The sequence below is a fragment of the Pseudomonas sp. A39 genome, from assembly GCF_058145955.1.
Genome location: NZ_JBYVMD010000003.1, coordinates 160,421 through 180,678, shown reverse-complemented (window position 1 = coordinate 180,678; position 20,258 = coordinate 160,421). Strand labels below are relative to the sequence as shown.

Annotated in this window: 17 protein-coding genes; 16 read left to right on the top strand and 1 reads right to left on the bottom strand. The window is 59.8% G+C overall.

The features are described 5' to 3' along the window. Window positions 1-74: 74 nt before the first annotated feature. Window positions 75-866, bottom strand: a complete 792-nt coding sequence (gene phhA / locus AC3ZU9_RS03685) for a phenylalanine 4-monooxygenase (protein ID WP_490090322.1) — start codon at window positions 864-866, stop codon at window positions 75-77. Between the two features lie 257 nt (window positions 867-1,123). Between phhA and AC3ZU9_RS03680 the strand changes: the two genes are divergently transcribed. The 16 genes from AC3ZU9_RS03680 to AC3ZU9_RS03605 all read left to right on the top strand — a co-directional run bounded on the left by AC3ZU9_RS03680 (window position 1,124) and on the right by AC3ZU9_RS03605 (window position 20,253). Beyond that, window positions 1,124-2,686 carry a sigma-54-dependent transcriptional regulator gene (locus AC3ZU9_RS03680; RefSeq protein WP_093543705.1) on the top strand — a complete coding sequence of 521 codons (1,563 nt, stop codon included), beginning with the start codon at window positions 1,124-1,126 and terminating at the stop codon, window positions 2,684-2,686. A gap of 363 nt (window positions 2,687-3,049) precedes the next feature. After that, entirely contained in the window at window positions 3,050-3,790 is a 741-nt protein-coding gene (locus AC3ZU9_RS03675) for a flagellar basal body rod protein FlgF (protein WP_015885209.1), read from the top strand. Between the two features lie 62 nt (window positions 3,791-3,852). Then, window positions 3,853-4,638, top strand: a complete 786-nt coding sequence (gene flgG, locus AC3ZU9_RS03670) for a flagellar basal-body rod protein FlgG (protein ID WP_094951600.1) — start codon at window positions 3,853-3,855, stop codon at window positions 4,636-4,638. Between the two features lie 51 nt (window positions 4,639-4,689). Continuing rightward, window positions 4,690-5,385 carry a flagellar basal body L-ring protein FlgH gene (gene flgH, locus AC3ZU9_RS03665; RefSeq protein ID WP_102061996.1) on the top strand — a complete coding sequence of 232 codons (696 nt, stop codon included), beginning with the start codon at window positions 4,690-4,692 and terminating at the stop codon, window positions 5,383-5,385. Between the two features lie 9 nt (window positions 5,386-5,394). Beyond that, window positions 5,395-6,501 carry a flagellar basal body P-ring protein FlgI gene (locus AC3ZU9_RS03660; protein ID WP_015885207.1) on the top strand — a complete coding sequence of 369 codons (1,107 nt, stop codon included), beginning with the start codon at window positions 5,395-5,397 and terminating at the stop codon, window positions 6,499-6,501. A 4-nt stretch (window positions 6,502-6,505) separates the two neighbouring features. Beyond that, window positions 6,506-7,777 (top strand): flagellar assembly peptidoglycan hydrolase FlgJ, encoded by a 1,272-nt coding sequence (flgJ, locus tag AC3ZU9_RS03655; RefSeq protein ID WP_490090321.1) that lies wholly within the window; start codon window positions 6,506-6,508, stop codon window positions 7,775-7,777. A gap of 10 nt (window positions 7,778-7,787) precedes the next feature. Continuing rightward, window positions 7,788-9,836: a flagellar hook-associated protein FlgK gene (gene flgK / locus AC3ZU9_RS03650; protein WP_490090320.1), complete on the top strand. Its 2,049-nt coding sequence runs from the start codon at window positions 7,788-7,790 to the stop codon at window positions 9,834-9,836. Window positions 9,837-9,850: 14 nt separating this feature from the next. Then, complete coding sequence (locus AC3ZU9_RS03645) at window positions 9,851-11,452, top strand: flagellar hook-associated protein 3 (RefSeq protein WP_490090319.1); 1,602 nt, start codon at window positions 9,851-9,853, stop codon at window positions 11,450-11,452. 276 nt (window positions 11,453-11,728) lie between these two features. Further along, complete coding sequence (locus AC3ZU9_RS03640; protein ID WP_490090318.1) at window positions 11,729-12,658, top strand: ketoacyl-ACP synthase III; 930 nt, start codon at window positions 11,729-11,731, stop codon at window positions 12,656-12,658. Window positions 12,659-12,923: 265 nt separating this feature from the next. Beyond that, the gene (locus tag AC3ZU9_RS03635) at window positions 12,924-14,342 is read left to right on the top strand and encodes a flagellin N-terminal helical domain-containing protein (protein ID WP_122810108.1); all 1,419 of its coding nucleotides are present in this window, start codon (window positions 12,924-12,926) and stop codon (window positions 14,340-14,342) included. Between the two features lie 74 nt (window positions 14,343-14,416). Further along, a complete protein-coding gene (locus tag AC3ZU9_RS03630; RefSeq protein WP_102061990.1) occupies window positions 14,417-14,767 on the top strand; it encodes a flagellar protein FlaG in 351 nt (116 codons plus the stop codon). Between the two features lie 80 nt (window positions 14,768-14,847). Further along, entirely contained in the window at window positions 14,848-16,257 is a 1,410-nt protein-coding gene (gene fliD, locus AC3ZU9_RS03625) for a flagellar filament capping protein FliD (protein WP_490090317.1), read from the top strand. Window positions 16,258-16,397: 140 nt separating this feature from the next. Then, on the top strand, window positions 16,398-16,802 hold the full coding sequence (gene fliS, locus AC3ZU9_RS03620; protein ID WP_102061988.1) for a flagellar export chaperone FliS: 405 nt from the start codon (window positions 16,398-16,400) through the stop codon (window positions 16,800-16,802). A gap of 26 nt (window positions 16,803-16,828) precedes the next feature. Next, complete coding sequence (gene fliT, locus AC3ZU9_RS03615; RefSeq protein ID WP_015885198.1) at window positions 16,829-17,125, top strand: flagellar protein FliT; 297 nt, start codon at window positions 16,829-16,831, stop codon at window positions 17,123-17,125. A 171-nt stretch (window positions 17,126-17,296) separates the two neighbouring features. Further along, window positions 17,297-18,772, top strand: a complete 1,476-nt coding sequence (locus AC3ZU9_RS03610; protein WP_015885197.1) for a sigma-54 dependent transcriptional regulator — start codon at window positions 17,297-17,299, stop codon at window positions 18,770-18,772. 269 nt (window positions 18,773-19,041) lie between these two features. Further along, window positions 19,042-20,253, top strand: a complete 1,212-nt coding sequence (locus AC3ZU9_RS03605; RefSeq protein ID WP_046036084.1) for a sensor histidine kinase — start codon at window positions 19,042-19,044, stop codon at window positions 20,251-20,253. Window positions 20,254-20,258 lie beyond the last annotated feature (5 nt).

Here is a 20,258-nt window from a genome sequence, read left to right as displayed (position 1 = left end):
TTGAAGGTCAGTAGCGTCACCCTAAAGCAACGCGCGGCCAGGGAACAGACTCACCTGGCCTCAAGATGTAAGGTTCACGCGGCTTTGGGTTTGGGCGGAAACTTTGGAGCATGAAGACCCAGCTGCATGCCGCGCTCAACCATGCCCATGATGTCCTCCTGCGCCACTTCGAACAGGCGCTTGAGGTTGGGCAGCACGAAGTACAGCGGTTGCAGGATGTCGATGCGATAGGGCGTGCGCATCGCTTCCAGCGGGTCGAACAGCTGGTGCTCAGGCTCAGAGGACAGGCTGTACACCGTTTCCTTGGGCGACGACAGAATGCCGCCACCATAGATACGCCGGCCTTGGGGGGTGTCCACCAGGCCGAACTCGATGGTCATCCAGTACAGGCGCGCCAGGTAAACCCGTTGCTCCTTAGTGGCCGCCAGACCGAGCTTGCCGTAGGTGTGGGTGAATTCGGCGAACCAGGGGTTGGTCAGCAGCGGGCAGTGGCCAAAGATCTCGTGGAAAATATCCGGCTCTTGCAGGTAGTCCAGTTCTTCGCGGGTACGTATAAATGTCGCCACCGGAAACTGTTTGTTGGCGAGCAATTCGAAGAAGGTCTGGAAGGGGATCAGCGCCGGTACGCGGGCGACTTGCCAGCCGGTTGTCTCGGCCAACACCTGGTTGATTTCGCCCAGTTGCGGAATCCGGTCATGGGGCAGGCCGAGCTTGTCGATGCCGTCCAGGTATTCCTGGCAGGCGCGACCCTCTATCACGTTCAATTGGCGAGTGATCAGGGTGTTCCACACCGCATGTTCTTCCGGCGAGTAGTGGATAAAACCTTGCGCGTCGGGCTCGCGGGCCACGTACTGCGTCTGCTTCATACGGCTCTCCTGCTAGGCATTCGTTCTTGTTATGTCCTGCGATGAGCCTATTGATAACCCGTGCGTGACCGGATTCCATCTGTTTAAAACGCCCTCGTGTAGGAAAATTTACCGATTTCCGTAAAGTATTCGTTACGCTTGTGCGCTCGGCCGTTGCGCTGGGCTGGGAAAACCCTTCTAGCTGTCACATAATCTTGACGACTATCTGCGTCCTGCGACAAAAACACGCGGTGCCTACCTACATTTCGGGCCTCTTCATGCGTATCAAAGTGCACTGCCAGAACCGCATCGGCATCCTGCGGGACATTCTCAACCTGCTGGTGGAGTACGGCGTCAACGTCGCCAAGGGCGAAGTGGGCGGTGAGCATGGCAATGCCATTTACCTGTACTGCCCGAACCTGGTGAACATGCAGTTCCAGGCGCTGCGCCCGCAGTTCGAGGCGATTACCGGGGTGTTCGGGGTGAAAAGGGTAGGGCTGATGCCCAGCGAGCGGCGCCACATGGAGCTGAATGCGCTGCTCGGCGCCCTGGAGTTTCCGGTGCTGTCGATCGACATGGGCGGCTCCATCGTCGCCGCCAACCGTGCAGCGGCGCAGTTGCTCGGGGTGCGGGTGGACGAGGTGCCGGGGATTCCGTTGTCGCGGTATGCCGAAGACTTTGATTTGCCGGAGCTGGTGCGTGCGAGCAAATCGCGGATCAATGGTCTGCGGGTCAAGGTCAAGGGTGACGTGTTCCTGGCGGACATCGCGCCGCTGCAATCGTCCGAACATGACGACAGCGAAGCCATGGCCGGCGCGGTGTTGACCCTGCACCGCGCGGACCGCGTGGGTGAGCGCATCTACAACGTACGCAAGCAGGAGTTGCGCGGCTTTGACAGTATTTTCCAGAGCTCCAAAGTCATGGCTGCGGTGGTGCGCGAAGCCCGGCGCATGGCGCCGCTGGATGCGCCTCTATTAATAGAAGGCGAAACCGGCACCGGCAAGGAGTTGCTGGCCCGCGCCTGTCACTTGGCCAGCCCGCGTGGGCAATCGCCGTTGATGGCGCTCAACTGCGCCGGCCTGCCCGAGTCGATGGCGGAGACCGAGTTGTTCGGCTACGGCCCCGGCGCGTTCGAAGGTGCACGTGCAGAAGGCAAGTTGGGGCTGCTGGAACTGACGGCGGGCGGTACGTTGTTTCTTGACGGTGTGGGGGAGATGAGCGCGCGCTTGCAGGTGAAATTGCTGCGCTTCCTGCAGGACGGTTGCTTTCGCCGCGTAGGCAGTGATGAGGAGGTTTACCTGGATGTGCGGGTGATCTGCGCCACCCAGGTGGATTTGTCCGAACTGTGCGCCCGTGGCGAATTCCGCCAGGACCTCTACCACCGCCTCAACGTGCTGTCCCTGCATATCCCACCCCTGCGCGAATGCCTCGACGGCCTGGCGCCGTTGGTGGAGCACTTTCTCGACCAGGCCAGCCGTCAGATCGGCTGCCCGTTGCCCAGGCTGGCGCCCGCCGCGATGGATCGCCTGAGTCATTACCATTGGCCAGGCAATGTGCGGCAGTTGGAAAACGTACTGTTCCAGGCGGTATCGTTGTGTGACGGCGGGACGGTCAAGGCCGAACATATTCGGCTGCCGGACTATGGGGTGCGTCAGCCGCTTGGCGATTTTTCGCTGGAGGGTGGCCTGGAAGCGATTATCGGGCGGTTCGAGAAAGCGGTGCTCGAAGCCTTATATGCCGAGCATCCCAGCAGCCGGCAGATGGGCAAGCGTCTGGGGGTGTCCCACACCACCATCGCTAACAAGCTGCGCGACTACGAAATTCTCAAGGCTAATAAATAAATCCTTTGGGAAGGGGTTTGTTGTGGTGAGTGGGGCTTGTGCCCCGACGGGTTCGCCGCCGACTCAAGGGGGGCTGCTTCGCAGCCCGGCGCAGGGCAAGCCTGCTCACCACAGGGTAAGTCTGCTCACCACAGTAAACCCCTCCCACATTCGATCTTTGTCGCTTTCAAGGACGGGGCTTGCCGCAGGCGGCAGTAGTCCGCCGTTTTTTCGACTCTCACTCAATCCTGAAATCTTCATACCTCGCCGCAAACCCCCGCCCCGCCTGCACTTCCTGCTCTTTTCAAAAGTTGGTTCGCAAATTGCTTAAGCCTCATCAGTACAGCGGTGGGCGGCAAGCGTCCGTCAGAAAGAGGAAAGAGCGTGGACAAGTACCTTTATGTGGCAATGACCGGCGCCAGCCAGAATGCTCTGGCGCAGAAGGCCCATGCCAACAACCTGGCGAACATTTCCACCAATGGTTTCCAACGTGACCTGGAGCAGGCGCGTTCGATGCCGGTGTTCGGTGACAGCTTTCCGGCGCGGGCGTTTGCCTTGACCGAGCGCCCGGGCACTGACTTCTCTCCTGGCGCGATGATCGAGACCGGCCGTGACCTGGACGTGGCCGTCAGCGGCAATGGCTGGATGGCCGTGCAGACCCCGGACGGCAGCGAAGCCTACGTGCGCAGCGCGAGCATGAACGTCGACGCATTGGGCGTACTGCGGGCCGGCAACGGCATGCCGATCATGGGCAACGGTGGGCCGATTGCCGTGCCGCCGCAGCAGAAGATCGAAGTGGGTGCCGACGGCACCATCAGCATCCGCGCCATGGGTGAAGGCCCGCGCGTGATGGCGGAAGTGGACCGCATCAAGCTGGTCCAGCCGGACCTGAAGAACATGAATAAAGGCTTGGACGGCACCATCCACACCAAGGATGGCCAGCCGGCCCAGGCTGACGCGACGGTCACGCTGACCTCGGGTTTCCTGCAGGCGAGCAACGTCAATGCGGTGGAAGAAATGACCGCAGTGCTGGCGCTTTCCAAGCAATTTGAGCTGCACATCAAGATGATGAACAGCGCTAAAGAAGACGACCAGGCCATGACGCGCGTCATGCAGATGAGCTGATTGCAGCCCATTAACTAATTTGTGATGTCGCGCCAACAAACAGGCGCACAGAGGAGAACAGCATGCTTCCGGCTCTATGGGTTGCCAAAACAGGCCTGTCCGCCCAGGACACCAACCTGACCACCATTTCCAACAACTTGGCCAACGTATCGACCACGGGTTTCAAACGTGACCGTGCCGAGTTCCAGGACTTGCTCTATCAGATCAAGAAGCAGCCGGGCGCTCAGTCGACCCAGGACAGCGAGCTGCCGTCGGGCCTGCAACTGGGTACCGGTGTGCAGATCGTCGGCACCCAGAAGAACTTCAGCGCCGGTAACCTGCAACAGACCGGCCAGCCGCTGGACATGGCCATCAACGGCCGTGGCTTCTTCCAGATCCTGCAACCGGATGGCACTACTTCCTACACCCGTGACGGTACTTTCCACCTGGACTCCAACGGCCAGATCGTGACCGCCAACGGTTTTGCCCTGGAGCCGGCCGTGGTCGTTCCAGCAGATGCCAAGACCTTTACCGTGGGTAACGACGGCACCGTGTCGATTACCGTCGCCGGCAGCCCGGCCTCGCAAGTGATCGGCAACCTGCAAACCGCCGACTTCATCAACCCAGCCGGCCTGCAAGCCATGGGTAACAACTTGTTCCTGGAAACCGCCTCCAGCGGCGCGCCGCAAATCGGCACCCCTGGGCTGAACGGCTTCGGCACCACGCTGCAAAGCACCCTGGAAACCTCCAACGTCAGCACCGTTGAGGAGATGGTCAACATGATCACCACCCAGCGTGCCTACGAGATGAACTCCAAGGTGATCTCCACCGCCGACCAGATGCTTTCGTTCGTAACGCAGAATCTGTAATCAAGTCTGGGGCGCTCTTGAGGGCGCCTGCAACACCGTGAGGTAAGGGTCATGAATCGCTATGTTTCTGTTCTGGCATTGAGTGGGATTGCCGTGCTCGCGGGCTGTGTCGCCCCGACGCCAAAGCCCAATGACCCGTACTACGCGCCGGTGTTGCCACGCACGCCGTTGCCGGCGGCGGCCAACAATGGCTCGATCTACCAGGCCGGTTTCGAACAGAACCTGTACAGCGACCGCAAGGCGTTCCGCGTGGGTGACATCATCACCATCACCCTGAACGAGCGGACCCAGGCCAGCAAGAATGCCAACTCCCAGATCGACAAGACCACGGCGGCCAGCCTGGGTCTGACCTCGTTGTTTGGCGCAGTGCCCAACGTCAACAACCCGCTGGGCGATGGTGACCTGACGTTGAACGCCGGCTACAGCGGCAACCGTGGTACCAACGGCAAGAGCGCGGCCGCGCAGGGCAACAGCTTGAGCGGTTCGGTCACGGTGACCGTGGCCGATGTGCTGCCCAACGGCATCATCGCCGTACGCGGTGAGAAGTGGATGACCCTCAACACCGGCGACGAGCTGGTGCGTATTGCCGGCATGGTGCGTGCCGATGACATTTCCACCGACAACACCGTGTCGTCGACGCGAATTGCCGATGCGCGCATTACCTACTCGGGTACAGGTTCGTTTGCTGATGCGAGTCAGCCGGGCTGGTTCGACCGTTTCTTCCTTAGCCCGCTGTTCCCTTTCTAGGTGGCCACTTTGAACTTCAAACAGCTGTTGGCGGCCGCACTCCTGCTTTCCTTGAGCGCTGTCGCCCAGGCCGAGCGCCTGAAAGACATCGCCAGTATTTCCGGCGTGCGTTCCAACCAGTTGATCGGCTACGGCCTGGTGGTGGGGCTCAGCGGTACGGGTGACCAGACCACCCAGACGCCGTTCACCCTGCAGACCTTCAACAACATGCTCTCGCAGTTCGGCATCAAGGTACCGGCGGGCTCGGGCAACGTGCAGTTGAAAAACGTCGCGGCCGTGTCCATCAGTGCCGACTTGCCGGCGTTCTCCAAGCCGGGCCAGGTGGTGGACATTACGGTGTCGTCTATCGGTAACTCGAAAAGCCTGCGCGGCGGCACCTTGCTGATGACGCCTTTGAAAGGTATCGACGGCAACGTCTACGCCATCGCACAGGGCAACCTGGTGGTGGGCGGGTTCGATGCCGAAGGCCGTGATGGTTCGAAGATCACCGTCAACGTGCCGTCGGCCGGTCGTATTCCGGGCGGCGCCACGGTTGAACGCACCGTGCCGAGCGGTTTCAACCAGGGCAATAGCCTGACCCTGAACCTCAATCGCTCCGACTTCACCACCGCCAAGCGCGTGGTCGACAAGATCAACGACATGCTCGGCCCTGGCGTCGCCCAGGCCATCGACGGCGGCTCGATCCGCGTCACCGCGCCGCTGGACCCAAGCCAACGCGTGGATTACCTGTCGATCCTGGAAAACCTCGAAGTGGACCCAGGGCAGGCGGTGGCCAAAGTCATCATCAACTCGCGGACCGGTACCATCGTGATCGGCCAGAACGTCAAGGTGTCGCCCGCTGCGGTGACCCACGGCAGCCTGACCGTGACCATCACCGAAGACCCTATCGTCAGCCAGCCTGGGCCTTTGTCCAACGGCCAGACGGCGGTGGTGCCACGCTCGCGCGTCAACGCCCAGCAAGAAGCCAAGCCGATGTTCAAGTTCGGCCCCGGCACCACCCTGGATGAGATTGTCCGTGCGGTGAACCAGGTGGGCGCAGCGCCCGGCGACTTGATGGCGATCCTTGAAGCATTGAAACAGGCCGGCGCCTTGCAAGCCGACCTGATCGTGATCTGAGGCCATGGCCATGGATATGCGCAAGAGCGGTATAAGCAGTACGGCGGACTCGGGGTCTTACTCCGACTTGAACCGGCTTAACCAGCTCAAGGTCGGCGACGACAAGAACAGCGAAGGCAACATGCGCAAGGTGGCGCAGGAGTTCGAATCGCTGTTTTTGAGCGAGATGCTCAAGTCCATGCGTTCGGCTACCGAGGCGTTGGGTAAAGACAACCCGCTGAACACGCCGGCGGCCAAGCAGTACCAGGAAATGTACGACCAGCAGTTGGCTGTCTCGATGTCCCGTGAAGGCGGTGGTATCGGCCTGGCCGACGTGCTGATGCGCCAGATGCAGAAGAACAAACCGGTGGCGGCCCAGGCCGCCACGCTGCAAGGACCGGCGGCGGCCGAGTCGGCGAAAAAAGTCGCTGTGCCGACGGAAATTGCCGCAGGCACCCAGGCTGAGGGGCCGTTGGGTCGCTCCAATGGCCAGCGCCCGTTGTGGGCGTATCGCGTGGCTGAGCCCCAGGCTGGCGCCGCAGCGTCCCACAGCAATGACATGGAGCTGATGAATCAACGCCGTATCGCCTTGCCAAGCAAACTGACCGATCGCTTGCTCGCCGGCATCGTGCCGAACGCGCCGGTCGCGATCGATGCCAAAAGCGCACCGCTGCGTAACAGTGCTGCCGACGACAACGTGGTCAACAGCACCGCGCGCACCTTTGCCGTGCCGAGCGGGCGCATGCAGGTCTACGGTCGCGCCGTGGCCCAGCCACCGCTGGCGCCGGCGAAAAAAGCCTTCAGTTCGCAGGATGAATTTGTCGCCACCATGTTGCCGATGGCCAAGGCGGCTGCCGCGCGCATTGGTATCGATCCGAAGTACTTGGTGGCCCAGGCTGCGCTGGAAACCGGTTGGGGTAAATCGGTGATGCGCGCCGAAGACGGCAGCAGCAGCCATAACCTCTTCGGCATCAAGGCCGGCCAGAGTTGGCAGGGCGGCCAGGCCCGTGCAATCACCAGCGAGTTCCGCGACGGGGCGATGGTCAAGGAGACGGCGCAGTTCCGTTCCTACAACTCGTACCAGGACAGCTTCCACGACCTGGTGACCCTGCTGCAAAGCAATGATCGCTATAAAGAAGTTCTGAAATCGGCCGACAACCCGGAACAGTTTGTACGCGAGTTGCAAAAAGCCGGCTACGCAACCGACCCGGCCTACGCCAGCAAGATTTCGCAGATCGCTAAAACGATGAACAGTTACCAGAACTACGCTGCCGCTGGCGCAACCACTCATTTATAAGGTCTGAACCATGAGTTTGCTCAATATCGGGATGTCGGGGCTTAACGCCGCTCAAGGATCGTTGTCGGTCTTGAGTAACAACATCGCCAACGCCAATACCGCAGGCTATTCGCGTCAGCAGACCACCCAGAGCGCGAATGCGTCGAACCAGTATGGCGGCGTGTTCATCGGCAGCGGCACCACCCTGGCCGATGTGCGCCGGGTGTACAACGAATACCTGGACACGGCCTACCAGAACAGCACCTCGCTGAACAGCGATGCCAAGGCCTACCTGGACCAGGTCAGTGCCGTCGACAAAACCCTGTCGGACAAGACCACCGGCATGTCGGCCGTGCTCAGTTCGTTCTTCGCTGCGGTTCAAACGGCCTCGGCCAACCCGAGCGATGTGTCGGCCCGCCAAGTGCTGTTGACCAGCGCCCAGACCTTGACGAACCGCTTCAATTCGATCGCGACCCAGTTGAGCGAGCAGAAAGAAACCATCAACGGCCAGTTGACCTCGATGACCGGTCAGGTCAACCAGCTGACCTCGTCGATTGCGTCCCTCAACAAACAGATCACCCAAGTGCAGGGCTCGTCGAACACCACCCCGGCCAACCTGCTGGACGCCCGCGCCGAAGCCGTGCGCTCGCTCAATGAGTTGATCGGCGTGACCGCCACCGAGAAGAACGGTGTGTTCAGTGTCAGCACCGGTACCGGTCAGTCCCTGGTGCTGGGCGATCAGTCCAATAGCATTTCCGCCGTGCCGAGCAAGAGCGACACCAGCCAGTACACGATCCAGCTCAACGCGGCCGGCGGTACGACGCTGGACCTGGGCAATGTGATCAGTGGCGGGAGCATCGGCGGCCTGCTGCGCTACCGCAGCGATGCCTTGATGCCGGCGATCAACGACCTGGGCCGCATCGCCATTGTCGCCGCCGATACCGTCAATAGTCAGCTGGGCCAGGGCCTGGATCTCAACGGCGAGTTCGGTGCCTCGATATTCAACGACATCAACAGTGCCACCTCCGTCGCCCTGCGTAGCGTGGCTGCCCAGGGCAACCTGGGTGACGGCGCCCTGGGCGTGACGATCAAGGACAGCAGCAAGCTGACCAACTTCGATTACAAGGTCAGCTTCAACGACGGTACCGACCTCAACAAGGTTACGGTGCTGCGCTCCGACGGCAAGGCGATGGGCACCTATGACCTCAGCGCCACGCCGCCTCCGGTCATCGATGGGTTTACCCTGGCGGTCAACAGCGGTGCGGTGCAGGCGGGTGACAGCTTCAAGGTCAGCCCGACCGCTAACGGCGCCAAGGAAATCGGCACCGTCCTCAGCGACCCGACCAAGATTGCGTTTGCCGCGCCGTTGCTCGGCGAGGCCAGCAAGACTAACCAGGGTACCGGCACCTTCACGCCGCCCACCCTCACTGTGCCCCTGGATATCCAGGGCGGTGCGACCACCGCGCAACTGCGCGTCGGGATTGAACACTCGATGCCGGTGAAGATGGTGTTCGGCAAGCCGGCCGCCGATGGCACCCAGCCGTACACGCTCAATGATGCCCAAGGCAACCCTATCGGCACCGGCAATATCGTCCCGGGGCAGGGTAATAAGGTGACGGTCAATGTGCCGATGCGCGATGCTAACGGCACCCTGGTGGTGCCGGCCAAAAGCTTCAGCTTCGACACCACCGTGGGCGGTTCGCCCACCGATGGCGACAGCACGACCTTCTCGTTCAATGCCTCCGGCAAGTCCGACAATCGCAACGCCCAGCAACTGATAGGCCTGCAAACCAAGGCGACTGTAGGCACGGCGGCCGATGGCAGCGGCGGCAACAGCCTGGTGGGGGCCAACAGCAAGTTGGTGTCCACGGTCGGTGCCAAGGCCGCTTCGGCCGGTACCGACAGCACGGCCACCGGCGCACTGCTGACGGCCAATAAAAACGCGCGTAACTCGGTGTCCCAGGTCAACCTGGATGAAGAAGCGGGCGACATGATCAAGTTCCAGCAGTACTACACAGCGTCGTCGCAGATCATCAAGGCTGCGCAAGAAACCTTCAGCACGCTGATCAATAGTCTTTAAGGGAGTCTGGGACGATGCGCATTTCTACACAGCAGTATTTCGAAACCAGTTCCAGCAAGTATTCGGACAATTATTCGGGCGTGGTGAAGGCTCAGGAGCAGGCCAGTTCCGGCGTGCGTGTGCAGACGGCCGCGGATGATCCGGTGGCGGCGGCACGGTTGTTGATGCTGCAACAGCAGAAAGACATGGTGGCCCAATCCAGTAACAATATCACCAGCCTGAAAAATTCCCTGACCAACGAAGAAAGTGTGCTGGACGCTATCAGCGACGCCATGCAGCGTGCTACACAGTTGGCCCTGCGTGCCGGTGGTTCGATCAGCGACGCCGATCGACGCTCGATTGCCAGCGAGGTCGGTGCGATTGAAGATCAGGTCCTGGGCCTGCTCAACAGCAAGGATTCTTCCGGCAATTATCTGTTCTCCGGGTCCAAGACCCAGACCCCGCCGTATGCCCGTAACAACGATGGCACCTACAGCTATCAGGGGGATGAAACCCCATTGAGCCTGCAGATTTCCAATACCCTGAGTGTCAGCGCGGGTGATACGGGCAAGACCATTCTGGAAGGCGCGGCCAATGCTGGGCGCACCCAGGCCACGTGGCTGGCGCCGAACCCTCAGACGGTGCCGCCTACGGTCAACGACAACAAGGTTGCACTGTCGGCTGGCCTGGTGACTTCCAGCAGTGACTACTCGAACAAGTTCGCCGACGGTGAGCCCTACAAGCTGACCTTCACCAGCAGCACGCAGTACGCCGTGTTGGATAAGAATGGTAACGACGTCACGTCCGAGATTCCCGGCAACGGCACGTTTGACGCCACCAAGGAGGGCAGCGCCAGCGTTGCACTGCGCGGCGTGAAATTTGATATCTCCCTGAACCTTGGGGATGTGACGCCGGGCGCCAACTCCGATGCGCTGGTCAAGGATCGTTCGTTCAGCCTGGCAGCCAAGCCGGACACGTTCAGTGTCTCGCGCACACCCAGCAACCCATCGAGCGTGCAACTCACGGGCGCCCGCGTGTCCAGCCAGGCGGCCTATACCAGCACCTTCCCGAGCAACAGCGGTGCGATCATCAAGTTCACCAGCACGACTGCCTATGAGGTGTACGCGCAGCCTTACTCGAGTGCCAGCAAGGCGATCGCCACGGGTGATACCGGCGGTGGAGCCACTGTAACGGCGGCTGGGGTGACGTTCGACATCAGTGGTGGGCTGCCGCAAGCGGGTGATCAATTTTCTGTCGGCGCCAACACCCAGAAGACCCAGAATGCCTTGGATACCCTTGGCCAGTTGCGTAGGGCCCTGGAAATCCCGGCCGACGGCAATCCGGCGGCGACGGTCAAGCTCAAGGATGTCCTGGATACTTCCATCGCCAATCTGGCCAACTCAACGTCCCAGATCCTCAACGTGCGTGGCTCCATCGGGGCGCGTGAGAATGCGTTGGATATCCAGGCCGATGAAAACTCGAGTATTACCATCGCCACTACCAGCACCATGAGCGACCTGGCCAACATCGATATGGGCGAGGCGGCGATCAACTTGTCGCTGCAGCAGACCATGCTCCAGGCCTCGCAATTGGCCTTCGTGAAAATCTCGCAGTTGAGCCTGTTCAACAAGATGTAAGCGGCATTACGTCAAGCGGCCCGCTCTGGAAACAGGGCGGGCCGTTGTCGTTTATGGGGTTTAATTGTTTGAAGGTTTTGCACAAAGCACACAAAATTGAGTGACCTGTGAGTCATAAAGCGCATCTTCACTGTATCGTGTGAAAAGGATAAGTCGTCACAGGGTCCTTGCGAGGCGGCTTTCAGCGAGATTTTTATGGGGTTATCCCCTTTATTGTCAGCACTCCGGGCCCAGGCCCTGGGGTGTTCTCCAGCTATTTAGTATTGGGAAGCCACAATGATTGGCATAAAAAGCATCGCCAGTTACGTGCCGGCAGACGGGATCGATAACTACGCCCAGGGTGCCAAATTCGCCAAGGATGAAGAGTTCATCATTGGCAAGATCGGTTCGGCGTTCCTGCCACGCAAGGAAGCTGCGCAGGAAACCTCCGATCTGTGTGTCGAGGCGGTCAACGCTTTGTTTGCCAACAACCCCACGCTTTCGCGCGAGTCGATTGATGCGCTGATCGTCGTCACCCAGAACGGTGATGAAGAAGGCCTGCCGCACACGGCCGCCATCGTCCAGGACAAGCTCGGCCTGCCGACCCACGTCGCGGCCTTTGATATTTCCCTGGGCTGCTCCGGCTATGTCTACGGCATCTATGCGATGAAGGGCTTCATGGAAACCGCCGGCCTGAAAAACGGCCTGCTGGTCACCGCCGACCCGTATTCGAAGATCGTCGACCCGGAAGACCGCAACACCACCATGCTCTTCGGCGATGCCGCCACCGCCACCTGGATGGGCGAAGACGCGCCGTGGTTGCTCGGCAAGTCCAAGTTCGGCACCGACGGTTCCGGCGCACCGCACCTGAAGGTCAGCGACGGTGTGTTCTTCATGAACGGTCGCCAGGTCTTCAACTTCGCCTTGCTCAAGGTGCCGGCACACTTGCACGAGCTGCTCAACGAGTCGGACCTCAAGGCTGATGACATTGATGCGTTCTGCATTCACCAGGGCAGTGCGGCGATTGTCGACGCCGTGGCCCGCCGTTTCGAAGACGCGCCCGTAGAGAAGTTCATCAAGGACATGGTCGAGACCGGCAACACCGTGTCGTCGAGCATTCCGTTGCTGCTGGAAAAGCACGTGATGGACGCCACCTGGAAGCGCGTGGCCATCAGCGGTTTTGGTGTGGGTCTGTCGTGGGGTTCGGCAATTCTCTATCGCCCATGACGTTTTAGTGGGTAGCACAACAAAACGCCGATGATCGAAAGATCATCGGCGTTTTTTATTTGGCGCCAAAAAAACCAATGAAATCGAGGTTTTTCGCTTACGTAAGCCCTTGAATTGCAAGGGGTGGCACGGCGCCATTAAAAAAATCAAAAAAAATCCTCAAGCAACCGGCTACCACGACGATAACTATTACGTAGGTTCTCAGGCCACACCCGGCGGTTGCCAGGGCCGGAAGCCGCAGTATCCATCCAACGAGGATTTCGTCATGGCTTTAACAGTAAACACCAACATTGCTTCGATCACTACTCAGGGCAACCTGAACAAAGCCGGCGGCGCCCTGGCCACCTCCATGCAGCGTCTGTCTTCCGGCCTGCGTATCAACAGCGCAAAAGACGGCGCAGCCGATCTGGGTATCGCCACCCGTATGACCAGCCAGATTAACGGCCTGGGTCAAGCAATCAAGAACGCCAACGATGGTATCTCCATCGCGCAGACCGCTGAAGGCGCAATGCAGGCTTCGACCGACATTCTGCAAAAAATGCGTACCCTGGCTCTGTCTTCGGCTACTGGCTCCCTGAGCACCGACGACCGTAAGTCGAACAACGACGAATACCAGGCTCTGACTTCGGAACTGACCCGTATCTCGCAAACCACTACTTTCGGTGGCCAGAAGCTGCTGGACGGTTCGTACGGTACCAAGTCCATTCAGGTTGGCGCCAACGCTAACGAAACCATCGGCCTGAGCCTGGAGAACGTTGCAGCCAACAACATTGGTTCGCAGCAAATCAACAGCCTGGGTATCGCCCCAAGCACCACCGGTGTAGCTGGCGGCGCAATCGCCGTTACTGGTAACGGCCAGACTTCCAGCATCACCTTGGCTGCTGGTGCATCGGCTAAAACCATCGCTGCTCAACTGAACGGCGCCGTCGGTGGCCTGAGCGCTACCGCAAGCACCGAAGCTCAGTTCGTAGTCGGCGCGGGTGCTGCGGCTGCTCCAGCTTCGTTCACCATGACCGTTGGCGGCCAAGCCACCACGTTCGTTGGCGTAACCGATACCGCCAGCCTGGCTGACCAACTGAAGTCGAACTCTGCCAAACTGGGTATCAGCGTTAACTACGACGAATCCAAAGGCACCCTGTCGGTTAAATCCGATACCGGTGAAAACCTGGCATTCAGCTCTTCGACCGCTGCGGGCACCATCACCGTCGCCACCAAAGATGGCGCCGGCGCTTTCGGCACAGGCGTTGCCCTGGCTGACGGCTTGATCGCCACTGGTGCGGTGAACATGAACTCCTCCAAGGGTTACTCCCTGGAAGGCGCTGGTGTAACCAACGTCTTCGGTGCAGCCACTTCGGCAGCTTCGGCCAAGACCTCCGTATCGCAGACCGACGTAACTGACGCCACCAAGGCTCAGAACGCTGTTTCCGTGATCGACCAGGCCATCGCTACCATCTCCAGCTCCCGTTCGGGCCTGGGTGCTGTACAGAACCGTCTGACCAGCACTGTAGACAACCTGTCCAACATTCAGAAAAACAGCACCGCTGCCCGTAGTACTCTTCAGGACGTCGACTTCGCATCCGAAGCCGCTGAACTGACCAAGCAGCAAACCCTGCAGTCGGCTTCCACCGCGATCCTGTCGCAGGCTAACCAACTGCCATCCGCTGTACTGAAGCTGCTTCAGTAATAACGGCACGTGGTAATTGACGGAAGGGCGCGTTTACGTGCCCTTTCGTCTTTTCCAATCAGAGGAGATTGGGCATGGACATGAATGTAAAATTGAACTTGTCTTATCCGCCGCTCGCCCCTCAAGGCGCCGTGGCACCTGTGGTTGCAGACAAAGACAAGAGTAAGGTTGAAGCGACCGCGCCAACCGCAGGCACGTCCGACAAGGGCAGCCTGGAAAAAGCGGTCACCGATATTAAAGAATTCGTACAAGCGGCCCAGCGTAATCTGGATTTTTCGATTGATGATTCCACTCACAGGGTTGTGGTTAAAGTCATTGCCACCGACACCGGTGAGGTGATTCGCCAGATCCCTTCGGAAACAGCCCTGAAGCTGGCGCAGAGTTTGTCCAGTGCCAGTCACGTGTTGTTTGACGACAAGGCGTGAGCTGGCATGAAACTTGTTGCTGTCGCCGTTTGAAGCGATATTCGCCAAGATAACGGCAGCCACCGACTAGGAGAAAGATGATGGCGGGTACAACGATTACAGGCGTGGGGTCGGGCTTCGACACCCAGGCCATTGTGAAGTCCCTGGTGGATGCCGAGCGAGCGCCGAAACAAGCGCAGATCAACCTGCAGTCGCAGAAGGCAACGACCCAGCTGTCGTCTATCGGCAAGATCCAGGCAGCTCTGGACGCCTTCCGTGGTGCGCTGACCAGCATGGGCACCGATAGCAGCTTCAGTGGCTTGACCGGTACGTCTTCGGACGAAAAGGTGGCCACCATGACTGCGAACCAAGGTGCGTCCAACGGCAGCTTTTCGCTGATCGTCAACCAGCTGGCGCAGCCGTCAAAGTTGTCGACCGCCAGCTACGCCGGTGGCCAGTCCACTGTCGTCAACAGTACTGACAAGGCAACCACGCTGACCATCACTCAGTCGGGCAAGAACTTCGACCTGAGCGTGCCGGCCGGCGCCACCTTGCAGCAGGTGCGCGACTCGGTCAACTCGACGTTCGGCACCTCGGGCCTCAGTGCCAACATCCTCACCGACTCCAATGGTTCGCGTCTGATTCTGACGTCCACCAATGGGGGGGTGGGCTCGGACTTGACCCTGTCGGGCAACTCCGGGATCGATACCGGCTACAAAGTGGTCGATGTGCCTCAGAACGCCAAGTACGTGATCGATGGCGTTGCGGCGGAATCCAAGACCAACAGCATCTCTGATGCGGTGAGTGGTGTGAGCATCAAGCTGCTCACTGTCTCGCCTACCGTACTGGCCAACGATCCGAATAAAACTAATCCGGATCGCACGGCCCTGACCATTTCTGTGTCCACCAGCACTACCGCCCTGAAGTCCGGGGTCAAAGGCTTTGTCGACACCTACAACGCGTTGCTCAAGGCGATGAATGCCGAGACCAAGGTGACCAAGGATGCCGCGGGTAACTCCATTGCTGCGACGCTGACCGGCGATGCGACCATGCGCACGCTGCAGTCGGCGATTCGCAACGAGTTCAACGCGCTGTCCGGCAATGGCACCTTTAAGTCGCTGGCGCAATTCGGTGTGACGACTGACCAGGACACCGGCGCACTGAGTATCGATGCGAAGCGGTGGGACAAAGCGGTATTGACCAATGCTGCCGACATCACCAGTATTTTCAGCGGCAAAACCGGTCTGCTGGCACGTATGACGGCGGCCACCGATGCCTATGCCAAGCCTGCCACCGGGATCCTGGCCACGCGCACTGCGTCGTTGTCCGAAAGCCTGAAAACCTTGATCAAGGATCAGACCAGCCTGGATGATCGTATTACGACAATGCAGGATTCCCTTACCCGCAAATACACCGCGATGGACACGCTGGTCGCGCAATTGCGTCAGCAAAGCAGCAGTATTCTCGGCACGCTCAGTGCGCTGAGTAAATCGCAAACCAGCGATAGCTGATTGATCGCGCATGAAAAAGCCCAGGTCCATTGACCTGGGCTTTGTGTTTCAGAAGATCGCCGGGTTAAAGTTTTTTGCGAACCGGTCGACATAATGGTTACTGCAACCCTTCTCGCTGTTGCCTGTCACGAGGTAGAAACATGAATCCCATGAGAGCCCTTCGCCAATACCAGAAGGTCAATTCCCACGCTCAAATCTCCGAAGCCAGCCCGCACCGCCTGGTGCAACTGCTGATGGAAGGCGGGCTTGACCGTATGGCGCAAGCCAAAGGCGCGCTGGCGCGTGGCGATATCGCGGCGAAGGGCCTGATGCTGGGCAAGGCCACCGATATCCTGATCGGGCTGCGTGATGGCCTGAGCGCGGAAAAGAGTGACAACAAGGATTACGTTCAGCAACTGGACGGTCTGTACGTCTACATGACCAACCGTTTGATGGAAGCCAATCTGCACAACGATGTCGACATGATCGACGAAGTCGCCCGTTTGCTGATTACCGTGAAAGAAGGCTGGGATGCCATCGGCACGCCACAAGGTGCTGCACAATAAGGCCAAGCGGCCTTGAGGAACACATCATGAGCCAAGCACTGCAACGCATTGATGAAACCCGCGAGGCGCTGATGGGCGCGCTGGCGGACCGCAACTGGGACGCCATCGGCGAACTGGACCTGGGCTGCCGTCACGTGATCGACGAAGTACTCAGCGAAGCACCGGTAGATGAGGATGCGTTGCGGGAGAAGCTTGAAAGCTTGCTGGCGGTATACCAGCAACTACTTGAGGTGACGACTGGCGAGCGCCAGGCGATTTTCGAAGAGATGTCGCAGATCAACCAAGCGAAAAACGCGTCAAAGGTTTACCATCTGTTCGGCTGAACAGTCGCAGTTAATCCTACCGGTGCGTCATAAATTTGACCGTGCCAGCTTTTTTGACTTAACTAGTGCTGTTTTCAGATTTCAGACGTCTAGTAAGGTAAGAAGTCTTACAGGCGCCTCGATTGCCCTCAATCTCGGGGCAGGAAGTTTTACTAGGGAAGTTGCTATTGCATGTGGCGTGAAACCAAAATTCTGCTGATCGATGACGATAGCGTCCGCCGCCGCGACTTGGCGGTGATTTTAAATTTTCTCGGTGAAGAAAATTTGCCCTGCGGCAGCCATGATTGGCAGCAGGTGGTCAGCTCATTGTCGTCGAGCCGTGAAGTCATATGCGTGCTGATCGGGACGGTAAACGCTCCTGGCGCTGTTTTGGGCTTGTTAAAGACACTGTCTACCTGGGATGAGTTCCTTCCCGTGTTGCTAATGGGCGATATTTCTTCTGTCGAGCTGCCGGAAGACCAGCGCCGCCGCGTGCTTTCCACCCTGGAAATGCCCCCCAGCTACAGCAAATTGCTCGACTCCCTGCACCGCGCCCAGGTCTATCGCGAGATGTACGACCAGGCTCGCGAGCGCGGTCGTCATCGCGAACCCAACCTGTTCCGCAGCCTGGTCGGCACCAGCCGCGCCATCCAGCATGTACGCCAGATGATGCAGCAAGTGGCCGACACCGACGCCAGCGTGCTGATCCTCGGCGAGTCCGGCACGGGCAAGGAAGTGGTCGCACGCAACCTGCACTATCACTCCAAGCGCCGCGACGGGCCTTTCGTGCCGGTCAACTGCGGGGCGATCCCGGCAGAGCTGCTCGAAAGCGAATTGTTCGGCCATGAGAAGGGCGCCTTTACCGGGGCGATCACCAGCCGTGCCGGGCGTTTCGAGCTGGCCAACGGCGGCACCCTGTTCCTTGACGAAATCGGCGACATGCCACTGCCGATGCAAGTCAAACTGCTGCGCGTGTTGCAGGAGCGCACCTTCGAACGCGTGGGCAGCAACAAGACCCAGAGCGTCGATGTACGCATCATCGCGGCGACCCACAAGAACCTCGAAAGCATGATCGAGGTCGGCAGCTTCCGCGAAGACCTGTACTACCGCCTCAACGTATTCCCTATCGAGATGGCCCCGTTGCGTGAGCGCGTGGAAGACATCCCGCTGCTGATGAACGAACTGATCTCGCGCATGGAACACGAAAAGCGCGGCTCGATCCGCTTCAACTCCGCCGCGATCATGTCCCTGTGCCGTCACGGCTGGCCAGGTAACGTGCGCGAGTTGGCGAACCTGGTGGAGCGCATGGCGATCATGCACCCCTACGGTGTGATCGGCGTGGTCGAGTTGCCGAAGAAATTCCGCTACGTCGACGACGAAGACGAGCAACTGGTCGACAGCCTGCGCAGCGACATGGAAGAGCGGGTGGCGATCAACGGTCATACCCCGGATTTCGGCTCCACCGCCATGCTGCCGCCCGAAGGCCTGGACCTGAAGGACTACCTCGGCAACCTGGAACAAGGCCTGATCCAACAGGCCCTGGACGACGCCAACGGCATCGTCGCCCGCGCCGCCGAGCGCCTGCGTATCCGTCGAACCACGCTGGTGGAGAAGATGCGCAAGTACGGTATGAGCCGCAAAGAAGGTGATGAACAGGCGGATGATTGACGCCTGTTTTTCAAGCCGCTGATTTTGGGTGTCCGGCCTCGCCAATACTGTTCCGTTTTTGACGGCGTCTGTTGCCGTCATACTGCGTTGCAGCTCCTCCCCATAGCCAGCTATGAGTCGTCGCTGCGCCTTGTCTGACGGCAACAGCCACTCGTCAAAACGAAACTGTATTGGCGAGGCCGGGCACCTTGGTTTTTTTTCGGCACAAGTATTGCTACAGCCCTCGCAACGTTCCGTTTAACTGACGGTCAGCCAAGCGAGAGAGCATGATGCCCCACGCCGCCCAACTATCTACGGCCCCTGCCATCCAGGGGCTGGTCCCGCCTGTAGAGCCGCCGACCCGGCAGGGTCTTGAACAGGCGTTCTCGCAGTTCAACCAGATGTCGAGCCAACTGACCGATTCCTACAGCCTGCTCGAAGCCCGGGTTTCCGAGCTCAAGGGCGAGTTGGCGGTGGTCAGTGCCCAGCGCATGGAAGAGCTGGCCGAGAAAGAGCGCTTGGCCAACCGTCTGCAAAACCTGCTGTCGCTGTTGCCTGGTGGCGTGATCGTCATCGACGAAGAAGGCCGCGTACGCGAAGCCAACCCGGCCGCCTGCGACATGCTCGGGCTGCCGCTCGAAGGTGAGCTGTGGCGCCACGTCATCACCCGCTGCTTTGCGCCGCGTGAAGACGACGGCCACGAAATCTCCCTCAAGGACGGGCGCCGCCTGTCCATCGCCACGCGTTCCCTGGACGCGGAGCCGGGCCAATTGGTGCTGCTCAACGACCTGACTGAAACCCGGCACCTGCAAGACCAACTGGCGCGCCACGAGCGGTTGTCGTCGTTGGGACGCATGGTCGCTTCTCTGGCGCATCAGATCCGCACACCGCTGTCGGCCGCGTTGATCTACGCCAGTCATTTGACTGATGAACAATTGCCCGTCGCCACCCACCAACGTTTTGCCGGTCGCCTCAAGGAGCGCCTGCATGAGTTGGAGCACCAAGTGCGCGACATGCTGGTGTTTGCCCGCGGCGAATTGCCGCTGACCGACCGCATCACGCCGGCCGAGTTGATGCAGGCCCTGCAAGCGGCGGCCGCTACCCACATCCAGGACGTGCACGTGCGTTGGCAGTGCGACAGCCACCTCGGCGAGCTACTGTGCAACCGCGACACGCTGGTCGGTTCGCTGCTCAACCTCATCGAGAACGCCACCCAGGCCAGCGGCCCCGGCGCGCGGCTCAAGGTGCACCTGTACAACCGCGAGCAAAACCTGCGCCTGTGCATCAGCGACAGCGGCAGCGGTATCGAGCCCGCCGTGCTGCAGCGTTTGGGCGAACCTTTTTTCACCACCAAGACCAACGGTACCGGCCTCGGCCTGACCGTGGTCAAGGCCGTGGCACGTGCGCATCAGGGAGAATTGCAGCTGCATTCCCGGGTTGGGCGTGGCACTTGTGCATTGATGACCTTGCCGCTGTTTTCATGCGCGGCAAGCGCGGAGTAAAAAGG